Annotated in this window: 13 protein-coding genes; 3 read left to right on the forward strand and 10 right to left on the reverse strand. The window is 55.5% G+C overall.

Features of this window, described 5'->3' with window-relative positions; all coding sequences use genetic code 11:
* Positions 1-303: 303 nt before the first annotated feature.
* The 7 genes from GA645_RS14375 to GA645_RS14405 all read right to left on the reverse strand — a co-directional run bounded on the left by GA645_RS14375 (position 304) and on the right by GA645_RS14405 (position 8,933).
* Entirely contained in the window at positions 304-1,497 is a 1,194-nt protein-coding gene (locus GA645_RS14375) for a DUF3322 domain-containing protein (protein WP_152223692.1), read from the reverse strand.
* On the reverse strand, positions 1,494-4,880 hold the full coding sequence (locus GA645_RS14380; protein WP_152223693.1) for an ATP-binding protein: 3,387 nt from the start codon (positions 4,878-4,880) through the stop codon (positions 1,494-1,496). Before GA645_RS14380 ends, GA645_RS14375 begins: the two co-directional genes overlap by 4 nt.
* Positions 4,873-5,628, reverse strand: a complete 756-nt coding sequence (locus GA645_RS14385) for a DUF4194 domain-containing protein (RefSeq protein ID WP_152223694.1) — start codon at positions 5,626-5,628, stop codon at positions 4,873-4,875. The genes GA645_RS14380 and GA645_RS14385 overlap by 8 nt, the downstream gene beginning before the upstream one ends.
* Positions 5,625-7,079: a DUF3375 domain-containing protein gene (locus tag GA645_RS14390; RefSeq protein ID WP_152223695.1), complete on the reverse strand. Its 1,455-nt coding sequence runs from the start codon at positions 7,077-7,079 to the stop codon at positions 5,625-5,627. Before GA645_RS14390 ends, GA645_RS14385 begins: the two co-directional genes overlap by 4 nt.
* Positions 7,080-7,466: 387 nt before the next feature.
* The gene (locus tag GA645_RS14395; RefSeq protein WP_152223696.1) at positions 7,467-7,868 is read right to left on the reverse strand and encodes a hypothetical protein; all 402 of its coding nucleotides are present in this window, start codon (positions 7,866-7,868) and stop codon (positions 7,467-7,469) included.
* Between the two features lies 1 nt (position 7,869).
* Positions 7,870-8,517 (reverse strand): type II toxin-antitoxin system MqsA family antitoxin, encoded by a 648-nt coding sequence (locus GA645_RS14400; protein WP_152223697.1) that lies wholly within the window; start codon positions 8,515-8,517, stop codon positions 7,870-7,872.
* Entirely contained in the window at positions 8,517-8,933 is a 417-nt protein-coding gene (locus tag GA645_RS14405) for a type II toxin-antitoxin system MqsR family toxin (protein WP_152223698.1), read from the reverse strand. Before GA645_RS14405 ends, GA645_RS14400 begins: the two co-directional genes overlap by 1 nt.
* Before the next feature lie 1,571 nt (positions 8,934-10,504).
* Between GA645_RS14405 and GA645_RS14415 the strand changes: the two genes are divergently transcribed.
* Together GA645_RS14415 and GA645_RS14420 are read left to right on the forward strand one after the other, a co-directional pair.
* Entirely contained in the window at positions 10,505-10,726 is a 222-nt protein-coding gene (locus tag GA645_RS14415) for a hypothetical protein (protein WP_178119547.1), read from the forward strand.
* A gap of 17 nt (positions 10,727-10,743) precedes the next feature.
* On the forward strand, positions 10,744-10,935 hold the full coding sequence (locus tag GA645_RS14420) for a hypothetical protein (RefSeq protein ID WP_152223700.1): 192 nt from the start codon (positions 10,744-10,746) through the stop codon (positions 10,933-10,935).
* Between the two features lie 143 nt (positions 10,936-11,078).
* Here GA645_RS14420 and GA645_RS14425 read toward each other — a convergent pair whose 3' ends face one another.
* Positions 11,079-12,200, reverse strand: coding sequence for a hypothetical protein (locus GA645_RS14425; protein WP_256676157.1), 1,122 nt, complete (start codon positions 12,198-12,200; stop codon positions 11,079-11,081).
* Positions 12,201-13,518: 1,318 nt separating this feature from the next.
* Here GA645_RS14425 and GA645_RS14430 point away from each other — a divergent pair.
* The gene (locus GA645_RS14430) at positions 13,519-14,076 is read left to right on the forward strand and encodes a DnaB-like helicase N-terminal domain-containing protein (protein ID WP_152223701.1); all 558 of its coding nucleotides are present in this window, start codon (positions 13,519-13,521) and stop codon (positions 14,074-14,076) included.
* A 301-nt stretch (positions 14,077-14,377) separates the two neighbouring features.
* Here the strand turns inward: GA645_RS14430 and GA645_RS14435 are convergent, their stop codons facing one another.
* Both GA645_RS14435 and GA645_RS14440 read right to left on the reverse strand, forming a co-directional pair.
* Entirely contained in the window at positions 14,378-14,833 is a 456-nt protein-coding gene (locus tag GA645_RS14435; RefSeq protein ID WP_152223702.1) for a glycine zipper 2TM domain-containing protein, read from the reverse strand.
* A 1,544-nt stretch (positions 14,834-16,377) separates the two neighbouring features.
* Positions 16,378-18,003 carry a hypothetical protein gene (locus GA645_RS14440; RefSeq protein WP_152223703.1) on the reverse strand — a complete coding sequence of 542 codons (1,626 nt, stop codon included), beginning with the start codon at positions 18,001-18,003 and terminating at the stop codon, positions 16,378-16,380.
* Between the last annotated feature and the right edge of the window lie 353 nt (positions 18,004-18,356).

The following is an 18,356-nucleotide window of genomic DNA, read 5'->3' on the forward strand; positions in this document are numbered from 1 at the left end:
TTGAAACCCCAACTGCTCGGATTTGGTGTTAGGGCGTTCAACGATCGCCGATGAGCTTGGGAAAATCACTCCGGTCGATAGTCCAGAAGCCATGAAGGGGCGACTCCAGCTGAAGGCCTGCGGTATTTGAGGAACACCTACGTAAAATATTGAAATCAGTGCTGCGCCGAGGCGTAACAGTGTGTTCGCGAATTGCGAGGTATCCAGCAAGGGGAGGGTGGCGCTTACTGGCAATGATGCACTACTGCTTGAGCAGCGGATGCGTTCTCTGCCAATCGTGGCCGGCAGAAACGCCCAGTGCTGCTATATCGCAGCGACGGCATGATGCCATACGCCAAGTTGCTGCTCTACGTAGTCTTGAGACAACCGTTCCTGTTCTAGTCGACCAATTCCGAGCCGACCAGAGCGCAGGTCCTCAAACAGGGACCGCTCAGTAAGAGTCAGGCCATAGTCCGGTAGCTCGGCTGGTCGCTCTTCGCACACCCCGCGCTCAACATGGGCAATCAGCGTGTCGCGATCCATCATCACGGCCTCAACATGGGGCTGCCTCAACCGTGCATCGGCGAGGAATTTCAGCCCCCATGTATCGAGATCCCCCCAGTAACCTACCCTTCTGTCCTTCAGCCACTCGGCTTGTAACCAGGCGGTATTTGCGCCTCCTCCGAACACTGCAATGGTGCCTGGTAGCTCAGGAAGTCCGTAGCCAGCCTGGAGGTTCTCGATCACCAGCACACTCCGAGCGGGCAGCGGATAGGCCATCAGTTGCTCAAAGGACAGCCGAACGAGATCAAGCCCAGCAAGGCGACCTTTCACGTCAGGGCAAAGTGGTTTCACGTGAAGCCAGTTGGATGGTGTGGCGCGGCAGCCTAACCAAGCCTCTAACCCGCCATGAGCGGAAACCTCTTGGTTGTGCATCGAATCCAACAGAGCGGCAATTAGGCTCTGGTTCAGCTCCACGAACTTCGTATCCACCCTCTGTAGTGGCAGGGCCCGCAAGTATCGACGCTGGCCCATTCCACACTGTAGTTGCGGCAGCAGGCACGCCAGTAAATGGATGTCAGTCATGGAGAGCTTCTCCAGCTCTCCAAGCTGCTTGATGAGGGTAGTGAACAGAGCTTTATCCAACGAGAGCAACGGCTCCATTCGCTCCGCCCAGCCTCTGCTTCGTTCAACAGCCTCAACCCCCAGCGCAGCGATGAGGGCTTGCGTTGATTCGATCTCCAACCTTATCGGGACTTCGCATTCACCCAGTTGCCGAAATCGCTTCGTCACCCATACCACTTGATGTGGCCACAGCCATTTCCGCCAGGCCGCGATATAGCCATGGAAATGGTCAAGATCCTCAAGCGCCTGGCTACCGGTTGGCGGCTTCAGCAAGCAAGGAATGGGGAAAGGTCGCGTACCCAAGAGTCGCTCCCGCAGCCGGCCTGTATGGTCCCACTCCAGTCGGCGCAGCTCCTCAACAACGTCATCTGGAAGCCGTCCCCAATCCCTCACAGAGCTGGCTCCACTTCGATCCCCAGTGAACTGGCTGTCTTTTGCAGCCTCTGCTGTTCATGACTCGCCAACTGCTCGTCAATTTCCTCCCAGGTGACCTCACAGAGCCGACTTTCATGCTTGTCCTGGTCACGCTCTGCGATCAACAGCGAGCGCGCCGATTCACGTGCAAGGTTGAGGTTCTTGTATGGAGTGATCAGATTCACGTGGATCTTCAATTCTCGGAAGACTTTGAGCACCCGGCGACTCACCGCCTCGGCGGTATTGGAGAACGCCTCATCCAGGAACACGGTGCAGTAGAGCGGACGGTCGCTGCCGTCGGGCGTCAGCACGTAAGCCAAGCTGGCAGCTACTATCGTGCCGGCAAACGACTCCTTTTCCCCGCCTGACTTACCGCTGGAAGACTCCAGCACATCGCGTACCTTTTTGCTGCCTTTCTCTACTTCCTCGGCGTAGAAGGACAGCTGGTAGCGCGAGTCCAACAGTCGCAGACTCTCTAGATTGCCCGAGGTTGCAGGATTGGTGGCTTTCTCCAGTTTCTCGATCAGTTCCTTCAGCTCGACAAAGCGAGCCTCATGATCGTCACTTCCAGCTCGCGCCAGCACGCGCATCAACTGTGCATTGAATGCTTTCACGTGTTCGAAGATTTCTGGCCGACTTCCCAGACGAAGGTAGGTTCCCTGCCGAAACTCCGTGCGCTCCAGAACATCGTTGATCGTTTCGATTCGGTCCTGGATGTCCTCACGTTCGGCTTGGATGGTTTGGCTGATTCGAGCAAGCGACTGTGTTGCGTTGCGGTTCAAGCGCTCTCGGAAACGCTCGACCAGGTCTGGCAATCCTTCCTGCTCCAAATGGGCCAGGTGATCGACGTACTCTTCTAGGGCATCCACGCCGGCGAGCCAATCATTGGCGATGAGAGGCCATTTTGTTTTGAACTCGGAGACAATCCCACTAGCCTTGTTCGATGCTCGAAACTCTCGGTTGTGGGCCCCCTTACGGGCCTCTTCCAGCGCTGATCGATGGCGATTTTCGAGTTCTGAAACCATCTCCAAATCGTCAAGGTCTAGCTGTCCCACACGCTTAGAAAGCAACTCCCTGACCTCATCCGCCAAACCGGTCCGGGCGGCATCTAACGCCAGCTCCAGCTGTTGGTTCGCCTTGAGCTTGTCGCTCTCCAGCCCCCCGACTTTTTTGCTGACCAGTTCTTTCTTGCCTTGTACTTCCTTCAGTTCAGCACCTGCCTGCTCCCACCGAGCCTTCGCCACTCCCAATTCACTATCAGGCCGTTCAAGCGCCTCTAGATCCGCCCTCAGCGACTGCATCCGATCTTGCGCTGACTGGACATCAAGTGCCGCCCAGGTGAGCTGGGCGATGCGCTCCCACACCCGAGTGTGCTTCTCGAGGTCGTCCATGGCCGTGCGCGCATCTGCTGTAAGCTGGGCCAACTTCTTGACCTCTGCCTCCAACTCGACACGATCCTTCCTTAACGCCGCTAGACGCCCCTTGTTACTGAATCCCAAACACCAGAAACGTGGGTTATCAATGCGCTGCTGGTCCTTCTTCTCAAATCGCCCTTTATCCAGGTGCACCAGGCCCTGGATGGTCATCGAGAAGTCGGTCTGGTCCAGTATTTCAGTCGATGCCACACAGTGCAGGTCGAAGCGTGAGAGGTGCTTTTTCAGCCAATCACGATAGGGGTGCGGCTTCCAATCCAGCATTTTTAGAAAGCCATCCGGTAGGAACTCAGCAACCTGCGGATGCTGGTTCAGCCGAACAACCTGCACCCTGACATGGAGACCCGTGTGGCGAGTGTTCAGCCACTTGGTCACCAGGCGATATCGCTCATCAGGCACCAGCAGTGTGGTGCGATGCCCTCCCAGCGCCCGTTCAATGGCGCCTTGCCAAGGTCGATGCGCCTCCAGGACATCGATCAGCTCGCCAACGAAAACAACCTCCGCAGGATCTAGCGACAAGCTCTCTACCAGTTGGTCGCGGAGCTTCTGATAGGAAGGTTCAATGTTGGAGTCCGGTCGCGACTCCATGTCTTCGATTTCACCTACCAGCTCCTTGAGCTGTGTTTGCTCACGGGAGAGGTTCGCTGCCGACGAAGCGAACTGATCCTGGCGCGCTTGACGTAACGCCGGCATATCCGCCAGTTCCGTTTGCGCTCTCACCTGGTTTTCCTTGAATACGTCGAGCGACAGCGTGTCGGGCAGACTAAGGTCTCGTACATCCATCTGATACAGGCGCGCATCGCGCACACTGTCGTGATGCACCTGCGTTGCCGCTTTCAAGTCCTTCCGCAGCCCCTCCAGTCGCTCACCACCTTGCGACTGGTAGGCATGGAACAATGCCTGTACCCGTTCCGTTGCTTGCTCCTCCAAAGCTCCAAGGCGGGTCATTTCCTCTGCCAACTGAAGCAGTTCCGCCTCGTATTGCTTCAGGCGCATTTGCCTCAGTCGAGAGCACTGTTCGCCAAAGTAGACCGGCAGGCCGGCTAGCTCAGCTGAGATCCGCCGCATCTCCTCCCTGGCCTGATTCAGTGCTTGGCTGGTCTCTGGCAACTCAAGCAGGGCATCCCGCTGTCGCCGAGCATCATCGAGTTCGCTATGGACGCTGACCAAGTCATCGAATTCACTGACCGCAAGCCGGGCATGCTCCTTGACCTGACTGGGCTCCAGGACCAGATCTCGAATCAAGCTGGTGAGGTCATCAATCTTCTTCAAACCCAGCGCCCGGGAGAGCAGGGCAGGAGCGTTACGGTTCTCCATGCGTAGGAGCCGCACATACGTCTCTTGATACTCAGTAAACGAATCGAATGCCTCGACCAGCGGGTCCTCTTTGAGGTGCTGTTTCAGCACACGGGCATTGCCCTCACCGAAGAGATGCAACAACTCATCCAAGCCCACATCGCGCTTACCCACCACAAAAAGGCGTTTGAGGTCGTTGAGCGAGTTGCTGGCCTGGGTAATCCAGAACAGGGCCGCCAAGGTGATCTTCGAACCATCGTCCGCTTGGTACAGCGCCCGAAGCCCCGTTGCGGTCGCCCCTGAGCGTTTCAGCAGGGTAGCCGTCTCGCTGCCATCATGGGCCTTGCCATAGTTTCCTCGCACATAGGACATCAAGGTGCGATCCGTACGGTCCCCTTGAGCAGCCGCGATGTTGAACGACGCCTTGCTGGAGGGCAGCAACAGCGCCATCAACCCATCAATGAGTGTCGACTTACCGGCACCGTTGTCACCGGTAATGAGGGTGCCCTCGGGGTCAATCTTCGCGGAATGCAGGCCATGGAAGGAGCCCCAGTTGTATACCGACAGCTCGGCTAGACGGATCTGACCGGTGCTGAACAACTCACTCAGACTTACCTCGCTTGCCTCAAGCATCCTGCACCTCTTCGCCCGTTTTGACGTCCGCATCACCCGCTAGGCGTTCGTACTCTTTCAACAGACGTTCAAGAAAATCGGCATTGACGACATAGCGGATCACCGAGGTGATCTCAAACCGCTCGTCATCCCCACGGAGCGCACTGATGAGACGCTTATCTTTCAACAAGGCAAGCGATCCGTTGAGCGTCCTCCGCTCGGAGCGGGAGCTGTAGGTCAGCGGCAAAAAGGGTGTCATCAATGCCTCGATCCGCTCGATATCAATGATGATCTTCTGTTCGCCCGCTGTTTCTCGCTCCTGGTAGTACTTGCGCAGCACCAGCAACAGCAGCGTGTCATAGAGGCTGAGCGTGCGCTTGTTGATCAGGCGTGACGCTTCGTCGGCCTCCTCGTCCTGCTCTGCCACCTCCTGCTGGAGCAGGATGGCGATACCGGCCTTCATGTCCAGCAACATGCGCATGAACATGTTGCCCAAGTGCTCTGCGATCAGGCCCTCGTGCCGGCACAGCGCTTCGAACGCCAGACGTTTGCTATCGGCCATCACCACCCCTTGGCGGAGTAACAGCACCAAGGCGCGCCTGGCTTCCAGTGGCATGCCGACCTCAGGATCCCCAACGACGGGCGGCTCAACGGGAGCATCCCCAAACGTCTCCACCTCACCGCTGACTGACGGCGTGTCAGGCCGATTCGTTCGATACTGGTCGAACAGGGCAGGGGCCTGTTGGGAATGCTGCTCTTCCTCGTTCATAAGGCGAGTTCCTCCAAATCCGTTGGAAACTGCTCGGCGGACATCAGCAAAGAGGGAATGTTGGCCCGAATCCAATTGCCGGTCCGATCCACTACAACCAGACTTTCAGGGTGTTCCAACACCACAGCGCTGACTGCTTTGGCGATCCGCACGTGCGCCACCAGCTCTTCCAATCCTCCGGTGATGGGGCGGTGACTAACGATGCCCGCCACCGTCATCGGGCCGTGCTCAGTGAGCAACTGCTTCACATCCTGAGCCACTTCTAACACCTTGACCGTGTTGAGGTGTTCCAGCATGCCGAGACTGGCGACGTGACTATTGGTATTTGCGGCCACCTGTCGGGTATCCAGGCGTTCTTCAGGTAGTCGTAGGTGAATACTGGATGGAGAACGCACGCGCAGACTGCCCGTGGGGAGGTTCACAACCACCGGCTCGCGTAGGCTCACCTCCTGGTCTTTGAAATTCACCGCCAGCCGCTCCAGTTGGCGAAGCAGACGTTCGACCGCACGATGCTCTTGCTGAGCGCCGCTTTCCACAAAAGCCCGCAGGCTCTCCTCGGTTCGGCGCCGAACTTGGAATACCCGCTCACTTTCCTTGCCCAGCTCGCGGACCAGATGGGATAGGTAACGCAGCTCGTCTGACTTCAGATACTGGGATGCCGGACGTGCCAAGATCGAGCGGATTTGTTCACGGAACTCAGTGATTCGATTCTGATCACAGAGCAACTGATAGAAGCCATCGAAGGCCTGTCCGGCATCGGTCTGGATCAGTTCCCCTTCATGCTCCATTAGCGCCTTCACCACCTCACCGCGCCCAGACTCCGACTCGATCATGCGGATCCGCATGAGCTGATCGAGTTGACGAATTTCGTCCTCCAACCGACGAAAGTCGCCCGTGAGCACTGACGTCAATTGATACAGCCCCCGGATACGCTCACGTTGCTCCGGCGCGCTCAGTTCCGGCATATCGCCCATCCGCAAGCGCTCAATTTCCCAATCGAGTTCCTGCCGGCGGGCAGTTAGTAGAGTGATTCGCTCTTCCGGGTTTGGGCTCAGGGCGACAGCCAAATTCCGTACAGCATCTTGCACAATACGTAGGTGCGAGGCCGTGGCATTACTGTCTCGCTGATCCAGGCTTTGGGCAAAGCGCAGTGCCAACTCAAAAGCATCGGTTCGGGTGAGCTTGTCATCAAGCTCACGTAACCAGCCCGCCTGGATCCATTGGCGCAGATAGGTGCCTGCGTTGTCGTGAAGGCCATAGGCCTCCTGCCAAATCGGCAGCTCCGCCTCGAGCGCGACACGTGCTTTCCCGAACGGCGCTTCGCTGTCTTGAGTGAAGAGGTTATTAATGAAGGCAAGAATAATGGACGCATTCTCAGCGCGTAGCAGACGCCACGCCGCATGCTCGGAGAGCAATCGCCTAAAACGCGCCTGCTGCTCGTGCAAGCTCATCGACACCTCCTTGTGTATCGAATTACGTCAGGTGCTGGTCTCAGAGGTGCTCCAGCACTCCACGCACACCATATCTGGAAAACATGCTGAGTTTCAGTAGGTCAGATAGCCACACCATGGCTTATCCTGCTGATTAGTTCCAGCACCATCCGTGCATCTGCTTCCGTCAGCAGCCACTCGACGAGGCGGTGAGAAGCATACCGCGACAATTCGGGAGCCTGCGCCGTCATCATGACGAGGCAAGATGCTGCGCAGTGATTGTCAGACTAAGTGGCCGCTGGGGTACAAGAAGAGTCTAGAGGCAGCGGTGAAGGCCCGCGAGTAAGCTTATTTGGGAACGGCTGGTATTGACGGGAAAATAAAAAGCCCCATCGATTGGGGCTATTTTTATTCGGATTCGGTTTCGACTAGCTCCACCCCGAATGATTTGGTGAAGGACTTTCCGTTTATTGTTATGGAGAGATTGTAGTCTCCATCTTTCTCAATCTTAATGTTCTGGAATTTTCCGGCAATGGTCATGGTGCCTTTGTGTTCGTCTGAATTTGGTATTTCTGCGTGAGCAAGCACTTCGCTATCCGGAATGCTTACCTGTATGTTAATACTATAAGGGCCATCGGCTTCATAGAACTCTGCGTAACAGGCAAGGGTTAATAGTCCGTAGCTTTCGCCTGGATTCTTGTGTATAACTATAGTTCCCGGAAATATTCCGGTCATAGTGAACTTTTGATCGACTTCTAATCGAACGTCGCTCGCAAGGATTATTGCAAAGGAAGATGGTAGCTTTTTCATGCTAATAAAGGTCGCCAAAAATTAATGCGCGATTTTTTTCAGAGCGCTGTGGCAGTTGTGCAACCTGAGATATGCCGCAGAACGAAAGTGCAGCCTCCGAAACCTCTGCTACTTTTTCGAAAAATGCAGAGAATGGTGCTCTGGGACGGTGTTCGCCGGTTGCAGAGCATGGTGCTGTATGAGGCGTCACCTGCAGGAATATCTCTGTTGTGATCTTAGTGGCCAGTTCTCGTGTTGACTTGTATTCTTTAAGCGTTGCAAGGAGTTCTGGCTTGTCATCTAGAAGCCTAAGTAGGCTATCTACCGCAACACTCTGGTTGATTCTGCCTGACTCATACTTGGCAAATGCAATTCCACCGCCCCCGATTATTTTGGAAGCGTCTTTTTGATTAAGCTTAAGTTTTTTTCTTATTTTGAGAACTTCGTTGGTAGTTAAGAGCCCATCAACAGTGCGCCTGAAGTCAATTACAAGAGTTTTATTTCGCTTTGATTGCTCGCTGTCTGCAAGGCTGGTATTGCAGGTTGAACAAATCGAGTGTTCAAAGCTATCAATGGTGAACGTCACATTTTTATAGCTGCTGGTAGAGCTATAAAAATTTGGGATAAGGTGCCCGCTCATGCAGACTGGGCAAACTTTGTATTCACTCATTATTTTGACTCATGAAAAGAAACAAACATCACAACATCGCCCGTTCCTGAAAGAAAGAATTTCAGATATAGGCGAATTCCGCCGCTGTAGGAGCGCTTGTTATCGACATGCCTATAGTTGATGACATAGCTGTCGCATGCGATCCAAGGGCTGTGCGGGCTAGTCTGGCACCACTCTGAATCATGGTAGTGAGCAGAGGAGAGCGCGTTGAGCGCGAGACTGACGTCTTCGGTATCCATCGATAGATGTGCAACATCCTGTTGGCAATCCTTCGTAACGAGCATGATTCTTTGCGCTGCTTTGCCCACCTTCTTAATCTCCGAAAGATCATAGCAAGCACCGCCGGCGATCTTGCGCTCAGCATCAGTTGGCTTTGAGCTCGTTGGATGCGGAGGCAGGGTTCTAGTTTTAACCATTATGGTAAAAAAATCCAGTGAAGCTAGCCGGTAAGTGGTCAAAAAATGAGCAAGACGGGCGGGAGGGCTCCTGGTCTCCTGACCCTAGCTCGTAAGGACGCGGCAATCTGCACCGTGACCTCCATGTCGCTTAGGCATTTTGCCATCGTAGGGTGCCATTTTTCAAAGGTCCTTGCTAAGACGCCAATTTCCCCACTCCGCATGAGCAATGGAAGCTCTCAACAGTGCCACTAGTTCGGCTCGATCAGCTGCGCGCCCTGGTTCCGAATGTTCCCGATGCCTGGGGAGGATATGCGGTAGGCCATGAAGTCCTGCTGACTGAGCGCTATGGCCTCGCAGGCCGATTTCAGTGGCGTCTCCAGCGACAACTAGGTCACCCACTGCCCTGGCGCCAGGATGACCGGCATTCAGCGGCGGATCGCCTCCACCGGCCTTGGCCTTCACGGGCTCCCTCTTGTTCCACTCGAACCGCCCTTGCTGGCGACAGGTCGCGCCGGTCCCGGACCACATCCGCCACATGGGCTTCGTCGGCGCCTCTCGCTCCGGCCGTTGACGCTCTTCTGCGGCGGCTTCGCCTGCTTCCACCGGAAAGAATCAACCCCAACTGGCGACACGACTTCCAGTTCTCCTGCCTCATTCAGGACCACCATGGGCACAAGATCGGTCGGCGCGACGTTGCAGGCGCGATTGATCCGGGGGCCGGAGTTCCGCGCCCCGATATGCCGGTACCGCTCCATCGCTGCTTCTAGTGGAGTGCATATCGACCGCACATATAGCGGTTTTCCTCGTGTAGGTTGAGGGGGTTCTGGTTGCCCAGAACGGGCGAGAAGGGGAGGTAGATCGGGTCGCTCCCCAGAGATGAAATAGGCCCCTAAAAAATCAGGGCCTTGAATAGTGGTAAAAAGCGAAGAGATCGAAGTCTGCGGCAGTTACCGTTCGACGGTTTCAAGGCCTTCACCAATTATCGCAAGGGCAACGGCAAAGCCATCCGGGATGCCTGGCAGCCGTTCTTGGTGTTATACCAGCGTCGCCGAAGCACTGGTGGCCAGGACGTTAGCAACGTCCAAGGCGCTCAACAATCACGACTGCAACTTCATAAGCCCCAAGCTGCAACGTCAGACGGAATCGATCGATTCCAGCAACGGCGCTAGCAGCAGGGGAGTGGTGGGCAGTCGATCATTGGGTCCAGTGGAGGAACGTCGTCACGATACCTGAGGCCCGAATAGTGCCATCCACTCCCGTCCAGTTAAGTGGATAAAATGCAATGGAAAGCTAAGCTGGCTTGGGCTACCGCTGTTATCAAAATACAGCGCATGAGGGCACCGCGATGCACCTGATCACGGATAGGTCTGGCCCAATCAGTTACATTCATCCGAACGGGGCGAGGGCCCTGATTGACTTCTCTTGGGGAGATCCAGGTGATCTAGTGCCATACGAGGTGCTAGTGAAGGTTGCTAACAAAATTGTCTGCTCGGCCTCGGGACCGTGGAAATGCTTTGCCGACGCACGTCGATATGGCATCGAAATGGCGACTGCTTGGTGTGGGCGCCACCATTGATGAGGAACCTGAGATGTCATTGGATTACTCGACCCAACGGCTTCGTGTGACATTTGCTGAGTTGGCATTCCGCAGTGAGTCGATTGCGCTGGTGCTCGACCAAGCGCGACAAGAACTACCAACTGGGTACGCTGCGAATATTGCTGACGTCATCGCGCTGTTGAAGGACGATGCTGAGAAGCTCAGAACGCTTGCTGAGCGAACTCAAGATGGTCACATACAGGTGCTGGATTGAATGCAGCAGAGTTGCAGATGCTCCAGGCTCTGCGGACAACGTCGTTCAACAACGCCTCTGTGGCTGATCGACTTAAGTCATTTGCCACCATGGTGCCGGAGCTGGATAAAGAGCTCCGGACCATGGCTTCCCAACTGGAGCAGGATGCCGATACGCTGGAAATCTTCGTGACGGAAATTCACGAAGGCCGGGTGGTTCGCTCGCTCTAATCGGAACCGCTAAATCGGATTCATTCCTCCCGTTTCGCCGAGCGTTTTGACCACGTTGCTGAATCCACAATCCAACGCGGACATTTGCACGCCCTATGCTTCCATCGGAAGCGTTGCGTTGATCAGCTCAGCGATTTGTGGTGTTAGACCGACACCCATTTTTGCTCCAGCTTTTCTCTGAGATGGATCGCCAGCTCTTTCCTTCTTCCACGCCCATCAAGCAGTTCGAGGTATTGGATGTATGGACTAGCGAAGTAGGCGGGATACAAGGCCTGAAACTCTCGAAACTGCAGACTGGTCCCTTCACGCTCGACAATCGTGACGTTGCTGCCTTTTGACGCGGGCCTCATATTCAGGGCTGCTGCCAGAATGGCCGCATACCCAGGTGGAACGATGATTTCAGCTGAATCTATGCTGGTGAGCAAAGGAGCATAGAGGTTCGCTGCCGCAGCTCCGGAAAATGCCCAAGGACAGTCTAATCCAGACTCTCTGATCAAGTAGGCAAGGCGCTCGATCAGCATGCGAGGGTTTTCGACAAAGACGTACCCGCGGCTTCTGCATACACTTTTCTGTTGCCAATGTGCAGCCCAGTCATCCAAGAGCAGTCCAGGCTGAACAAGCCTGCGCCGCTTATTTCTACCTGCGCCTTGCGTCTCACACCACTCGCGACGTTCTAGCTCTTGGAGAACAACAGAGCAGGTGTAGGTGGAGGCCTGTGAGTAACCTGCGAGGTCAGTACCTGCTACCCACTGAAAGGCGTTTTTGAGCAGTCCATGTACTGCGCCTTCACGGGCTTCTGTGAATAAGTCAATTGGGTGTGAGTGGGCTGGCGACTTCGAAGGGCGCTCAATGTTGATGAGTATTTTCTCCGTACGCAGAAAAAGGCTCCCGCTGCGTTCGAAGAAGGCGTAACCCTTACCTTTGAGTGCTGACTTTGCTCCAGGACTGAGATGATCTGCGGCGACCAATTTTACGAGGTTTCCTGCCTTTGCCGTTTCCGGGCACAGGTCTAGCTGATCCAGGTGCCAGCTCATCCGATGGATATCCCGAGGATACGCTGCTCGGATGACCGCAACCGCAACAATTACAGGTTCTCCAACCCCGTCGATTTCGAACAGGTCATCAAGGCGCTCCGAGGTGATTAGCATGGAGCGCGCTTCTAGTTTTACGCCGCTGTCAAAGGCCTCTATCAGCGCCTGCCTCACTAGGCCAAGCATCTCTCGCACGAAGCGCGATTGCTGCTGATTATTCGAGGAGTTCGCCATCACAGATGTGGTCACCCAGATTGATTGGCTAGCCAAACGACAGGGCCAGATTAGCTAAAATCCTATGATTAGCTGTACAGCTAATCAAGGTGAAATAGCTAATTAAGGTGCGGCAGATATCTGTGCTCCAACGGTCCTTCAGGCGCTTAGGCAGCGATCTCTAGGCACCAAGCTCAGGTGGCGGAGGTCGCCGCGAAACCGCAGCGCCAACATGATGCTGCATGGGATCGGTACTACCAAGCTCCACGTGGGGGCGACAACTGGAAGACCGATCAGCAAATGGTCGAGTGCCAGAATCACAGGCTCACGGCCAGGCGTGAGCTTGAAGATAAGTGGGCCGCTGGAGAGATTGCTTTAGGAAACTGAGGGAACGATCGAATCCGAATCTGCTTTTGGTAAGTTTCTCCTGTTAGGTGGCCCGAGACGTGCAAAAGGCCGGATCGATTGGGGCGGTCTTTTTTATTTTCGCCTGTTAGAGCAGGGTGGTTGGTCCGGCGGTACTTGGCCCCTGAGTTTTGAAACCTCGCCCTCTGAATGAGGGGAAAAAAGGGCGGCCCGAAGGCCGCCAAGGCACAGGGTTGCTCTAACGAGCACCGGACTTTCGCCCAGTATCCTGCACTGGCTGCTCACACGGCACAGCGCGGATTCTTTTGAAAACGGCCTCCCAAGTCATCACACCCTAAATATCGATGCTCAGCAGATTGAGCAATCTCTGTAGAGGGGGATGAGGCTACGCCACGTGCACAGCGCATCTGGTATTCATTCGGTCGCGCGATGCCCATCAATTGCATTCCATCGGTTCTATGCCGATAGCCTGATTGTGAGTGTGACTTTGCGAAATCAGCCCCCCATTGAGTGGGGGGCTGGAGAAGCGCTGGTGATCGAAGATGGGCAGCACTTGCTGGTGTTTGGCAAGTGCTCTGGAAAGTTTGCCTGAGGCGAGTCGCTTGAAGGTGACTATGAAGTCGACATTTCAGTTGTGGGGTTTGCTGAGTTCAATCTCTGGGCTCTCCGTAGGAGCCATGCACATGGCGTTTCACATGGTGACCAACGGCATGCACGTTGCTGAGGTCCTCCTGTTCCATCCAAGTGTTTCGTCTCTCTGGCTTTCGGCTGTTTGGTGGTGACCGATCCGTGTGGTTTGGACGGCCTGCAGTTTGATGGCTGCGGCGTCACCACCCACGCCCCAATCAAGTCGCTATGAGCATTGCCGAGTATTCGGATTGCAGTGCGGAAGACCATGCCAGTATGGTCGAGACAGAGTGTTGTCGCTCGATTGTTGTCGAAGTGATCAGTCAATTTTTCCCGGAAGAATGGCATGGAATCTGAAAACGGCCTGGAGCCTGTATTCGAAGCAACTGCGGAGCTCGCAGAACGATACCTGCTGGGATACTTGATGCTCGCCAACGACGCTTGGTGGGATGTCGCCAAGGAGCTTAACCCCGGAGACTTCGCGGGGTACGTCAATTGCAGGATCTATCTTGCCATGGAAGAGCTGATGAGCAACGGCTCCCCAATCGACGTCGTTACATTGACCGAATGCTTGGAAGGTGATGAGAGCTATCAGGAGGCGGGTGGTTTGCAGCTCATCGCAGAAATGGCGAAAAGTACTCCGGTTCGTCGTGGGCAGGTGCTTGGACTAACGCGCGTGCTTCGTGGGCTTGGGATGCTCCGATCAAACGTTGGGCCGAGACAGCAGCGCCGAGCTGTGTGCAGCCTGCTCTCGGCTAAGGCAAATGGCTGGCCCCACGGCAGGGCTTGGGTTGCGACTATTGATGACCTCGTCCGACACAATCAGGCCCTACCTGATGAGCTTCTTGGTCTGCGGGTCTGCTATGTGTACGGGGATGAGGCCGTCTCCTCGTTATCAGAATGACTCCGATTGCATAATCAAGAGACATGGCCCTGTGCAAATGCGGCCGGAGCCTGTGACTGTTTGGTCTTTCGTGTGGGATGTAGTGAGCGGCTGATCGCCAAGTCTGCAGAAGTCCGCCGCCCCAAGATTCATCCCCCGCGTTCCGGCCTCTCCGCCTCTAGCCGAAAGAGATCCTGGGGCGCGCAGGTCAGTGAAATGAGGCCTGTCGTGGCAAAATCAAGAAGCCCTGCCGGGAGGCAGGTCTTCAAGACATCCGTTGCTGGGGATTTCGGCAGTCGAGCCGATCCTTCATCCGCTGGAGTCAGCTCTGCGGTACTACGCGCGCATCACCGCCAGTGTCCTCGATGTAGACCGCCATGCCTTGGCCCAGACTTTGATTGACCGGCTGGGTGACGGACACCAGGACACCGTTCTTCATGCGAACGATGATCTGCTGCGCTTCCTGGGGCTGGTCATACTTCTTCTTCTCCGCATAGTTGCCGGCTAGGGCGCCGCCCAGGACACCGGCCACCATGGCCACGTCGCGGCCGGTACCCTGGCCGATCAGGCTGCCCAGTGCCGCGCCGCCTACGCCGCCGAGCACGGCGCCGATCCCGCTGTCGTGGTTGGTCTGCATCTGCGTCAGGGTGATCTGTTCGATGCGTCCGGTGCGAATTTCCATTTCACCCGGTCCGCCGTTGCCCGGTCCGACGTTTGCGCAAGCGGCCAGGGAAGCGGCGACGACAAGAGCGGCGATCCACGAAGTCATGGGTTTCATCAATAAGTTCCTCACAAAGGGCTGTTGCACTGCCGATCATTTTTTGTGTGATGTTCGAGTGCGGTTTCCATGCCATCCGGAGACTCGGGCAGCGCCGATCCCGGATACCTGTTCCGTGCAAAACGGAGCCGGCGCCTGGAGCGCAGCGATGCCGCGTTGGCGTGGCCAGTCCCCGGAATGACGCAGCGCTGAATTTGCCGCTGCTTTGCGGCGGGGCTCCGGGGCAAGTCCGGCGAATCAGCGTGATGAAGTTGCCGGGGCTCTAGTACGTGAGGCGGGAAGCAGGGTGCGCTAGGGGCTCATATCGGAGTCCACCACCCAGCTAGCCACAACCTCCTCGCCAAACTCAGCAACCCATGCTCGATAGGCTAGTTTTCTGTCCGAGCGCACTCGGATACAGGCTCCGGTAATCGGGTGGCGGAACGTGCGCAGTGGGCGAGGAACCGGCCCGCAGAAGACTGGGCGGGATGACTCATGACCTATCAACTTGAGCAGTTGCAACCGGGTAATACCATATTCCCGCATGAGGCTATGAATGGCGGACAACAAGGCGCGATCTGTTTCCGAGAGTCTAGACATCTGCGGCTCTATCTAACATTCGCCAGCCACTGCAACGCCCGTGCGTTGGGCGTACTGCTGCTTGCGAGATTACTTGTTTGCAGGGCAATCGAACCGGCAGTCTCTCCAGGTGCGATTCGCGTGTCAGCATGGCTAAGCCAGAATCAGAAAGCGCCTCCCCAATCTTAGGAGTTTGCCTACTCCGCCTCGCAATACGCGCTTTGTACCTTTGCCCCTTCATTGGTTCTTGACGCCGACTAGGCTCTGGAGAGGTTTACGTTATGACCCTGGTTGCCAAGGCCGACTCGGCCAGCGGCCGGCATAGACTGGCAACATCAAAGACAACTGGCCCTGCCACTATGTTGCTGGGCTCCAGTCCCGCAACTGAGTCGCAGCGCTCTGAACCAGCTAGCCCACGGATTGACCGTCTCTTGTTCCAGCAGGGCTACTGCGACACCCAAGACTTATTGCGCGTTGGATTCGAAAGCCTGAAGAGCACTAGCCGGCAAGAGATATTCGCAGTACTGCGAAAGAGTGCGCAGGAGAGACCCTTGAGCTACGCCGCCGGTGTTGAAGCATTGCTGGTGAAGGTGGAAACACTCCTTACGCAAAGCCAGGAGGTGGCGCCTTGATCACCCTTCTGCCAGATGCCAATCCACTACCTGCACCTATTACTTCTGCCTAGTGAGCGCAATATCGATGCGCACGAATGGGGACTGCGTTGTTCTGGATTTTGGACAAGAAAATGAAGTGGTAATCCGGATTATACAGGTGGCTGTCGGTAGAAATTCACCCACCCGGTATCTGGTATGAAACCTCCATCAGGTGCCGTGCCATGACCAACCTCTATTTTCGACACCGACGATACGTGTGAATCCATAAAAGCTGGGAAAAAGCATCCTAACGAGGAGGCTTTTTCCCAGCTTTAAGGTGTGGTGCAAGCTGCTTGGCAGATAAGGGCATGACGCGGTTCTTGTTGGGCGATATCAACGCGAGTTTCTGTGAGCCTTTATAATTTGTCGAACCCAGTCTTGATGAGTATCAGGAAAGTAAATCTGGCCCGAGCAGCGAGTCATCGCGGTGTAGAGCAAGGCCAGCTTCTTTGACATCGGCTGTTTTCCTCGCAGATCTGAGAAATAATAGAGATCCTCAGAGATCGCGACCCGTGGGAGTTCAAAGTTTTTAGCGGAGGCGACAGTGACAAGTAGATGTCGACTGGGAATGCCGCGACCTAGCTCATGCGGTTCTGCGCTGTTGTATAGCCCGGAAACCCCGAACTTCGTGCCGACCTTCTCCAGCCATTCCTCAACTCGTAGAAATGCGGGGTTCCATGTCATTCGTGCACGAAGATCGGCCCAACTGCGATAGGCCGCCAGCTCTTGATGTTGTGGTACTCCAAAGCCGGTGTAGAGGCTTAGGCAATCGTTCATGAACGTGACTAGATTGGGTTCGTAGGCGATTGCAGCCCCCTTGTCTTGGTAGCGGTTGCGGATCAGCCAGTCGAATGCCCCCCATTCATCCGCAACGAGGATAGCGCAGGGATCAGGAGGAAACTGAGTCGCTGGATACTCTTTAATGCTGGTCTCTTTATCGGTGTTTCCAACAAAGGGTTCGAACCGAGCGTCAGGGAAGGCATCAATCAGTTCGTTGAGGTAATTGCAGAGTTGTGGGCCGGCACGGAGGGAAAGGTTCATCTCCCGATGACGGATGCTGGCGGCATGGGAAACATGTCGGCCGTGAAGGTTCTGGAGCTGATCGCCCAGGGTGATGACCACTTGCGGTGAGCGGTCGAGGATTTCGATCAAAGGCCGAATCAGATCATGTCCTTCGTCGATGATCACGATCTGATACATCGGAGGAATATTCAGCCCCAGTAACGCTATTTGTTTCAGCCGGTGCCAAGTCATGACCGGAATGGCCAGGTCGACACGGTGCAAATCGATCATCGCTGTCCAAAGGTTCTGTGCAACAGCGGCCAGCAGCGTTTGCTGTGCTAACGGAACAACGGCTCGAACTTTTGCTGGCAGCTGCTCGACACCGATTTCTACATCGCTAGACAGGCAGAAGCGATTGATAGCCTGGCGCGCAACGTGGACTACCCACGGCGCGCTTAAATTACCAATAGCCGAAATATTTAGCCGCTCTGCGATGCTCTCTGCGTTGAATTTCCTGTTGCTAGCCTGGCTGAGCTTGTCCGCTAGTTTGGGATTGCCTCGCGCGAGCATCTGGGTGATGAGATTCGCGAAAGTGCGTGGGTGGATTTTCTCTTCAGAAAACCGGTCCTTGACTGGCCAGAGCTTGCTTTCAACATCTGCCAAAAAAAGGCATTTATGCTCACGTAAGTGCTCTTGCTGAATCGCGAGGATTTCATTGAGCAGGAAAGTTTTGCCAGACCCTGCGTATGCTTGGGTTTCGACTGAGTCGCCAGGGTTGGCCCGCAGAGTATCGATTAGACGTTGCTGCGGCGAACTCAGTCTTAGAATTTTCCCGCTCGGCTGATGGTGCGAGTGCTGCAAGGCGCGTGGGCGCTGGTTGTAGGTCCTAGCGAAATCAAAATTCCAACTGCCGTCAGCACGCAGGTACTGCCGCTGGGCAATGGCCTTCTGATCCATCAGGCCTATCCCTGAGGCGGGAGCAAACAACATGCCTTGAACAATGGCTGCTGCACTATACGAATCAGCCAGTACCGAGCGAAGTAGGGGCGTCGGCTGGGTCAGTAGCCGGGCAAACATCCGTTCAAGCGCTAAGGGTGATTGTGGGCGCTTTGCCAGTTTCGGTAACTGGAGTAGGAACAGGAGCGACCCTAGCTCATAGTGGCAAGGCTGTGCTGAGTTGAAAGATGCGCCGTTGGAGAGGGCTCTCACAAGCCCTTCGCTTACGGGGAGATACCATGCAGATTGCGTCATCATCGACCAAGTCCCATCCTTGAGATGCAGTTCTTCTTACAAGAATAGGCGTGCCCGGG

Source organism: Pseudomonas sp. SCB32, assembly GCF_009189165.1.
Taxonomy (GTDB): Bacteria; Pseudomonadota; Gammaproteobacteria; order Pseudomonadales; family Pseudomonadaceae; genus Pseudomonas.

Bases quoted from the DNA above. Each gene is read 5' to 3' on its own strand.
- GA645_RS14400 (WP_152223697.1), bottom strand. From the start codon at position 8,517: ATGAGTGAATACAAAGTTTGCCCAGTCTGCATGAGCGGGCACCTTATC.
- GA645_RS14425 (WP_256676157.1), bottom strand. From the start codon at position 12,200: ATGGCGAACTCCTCGAATAATCAGCAGCAATCGCGCTTCGTGCGAGAG.
- GA645_RS14440 (WP_152223703.1), bottom strand. From the start codon at position 18,003: ATGGATCAGAAGGCCATTGCCCAGCGGCAGTACCTGCGTGCTGACGGC.
- GA645_RS14415 (WP_178119547.1), top strand. From the start codon at position 10,505: ATGTCATTGGATTACTCGACCCAACGGCTTCGTGTGACATTTGCTGAG.
- GA645_RS14380 (WP_152223693.1), bottom strand. From the start codon at position 4,880: ATGCTTGAGGCAAGCGAGGTAAGTCTGAGTGAGTTGTTCAGCACCGGT.
- GA645_RS14420 (WP_152223700.1), top strand. From the start codon at position 10,744: ATGCTCCAGGCTCTGCGGACAACGTCGTTCAACAACGCCTCTGTGGCT.
- GA645_RS14390 (WP_152223695.1), bottom strand. From the start codon at position 7,079: ATGAGCTTGCACGAGCAGCAGGCGCGTTTTAGGCGATTGCTCTCCGAG.
- GA645_RS14395 (WP_152223696.1), bottom strand. From the start codon at position 7,868: ATGAAAAAGCTACCATCTTCCTTTGCAATAATCCTTGCGAGCGACGTT.
- GA645_RS14405 (WP_152223698.1), bottom strand. From the start codon at position 8,933: ATGGTTAAAACTAGAACCCTGCCTCCGCATCCAACGAGCTCAAAGCCA.
- GA645_RS14385 (WP_152223694.1), bottom strand. From the start codon at position 5,628: ATGAACGAGGAAGAGCAGCATTCCCAACAGGCCCCTGCCCTGTTCGAC.
- GA645_RS14430 (WP_152223701.1), top strand. From the start codon at position 13,519: ATGGAATCTGAAAACGGCCTGGAGCCTGTATTCGAAGCAACTGCGGAG.
- GA645_RS14435 (WP_152223702.1), bottom strand. From the start codon at position 14,833: ATGAAACCCATGACTTCGTGGATCGCCGCTCTTGTCGTCGCCGCTTCC.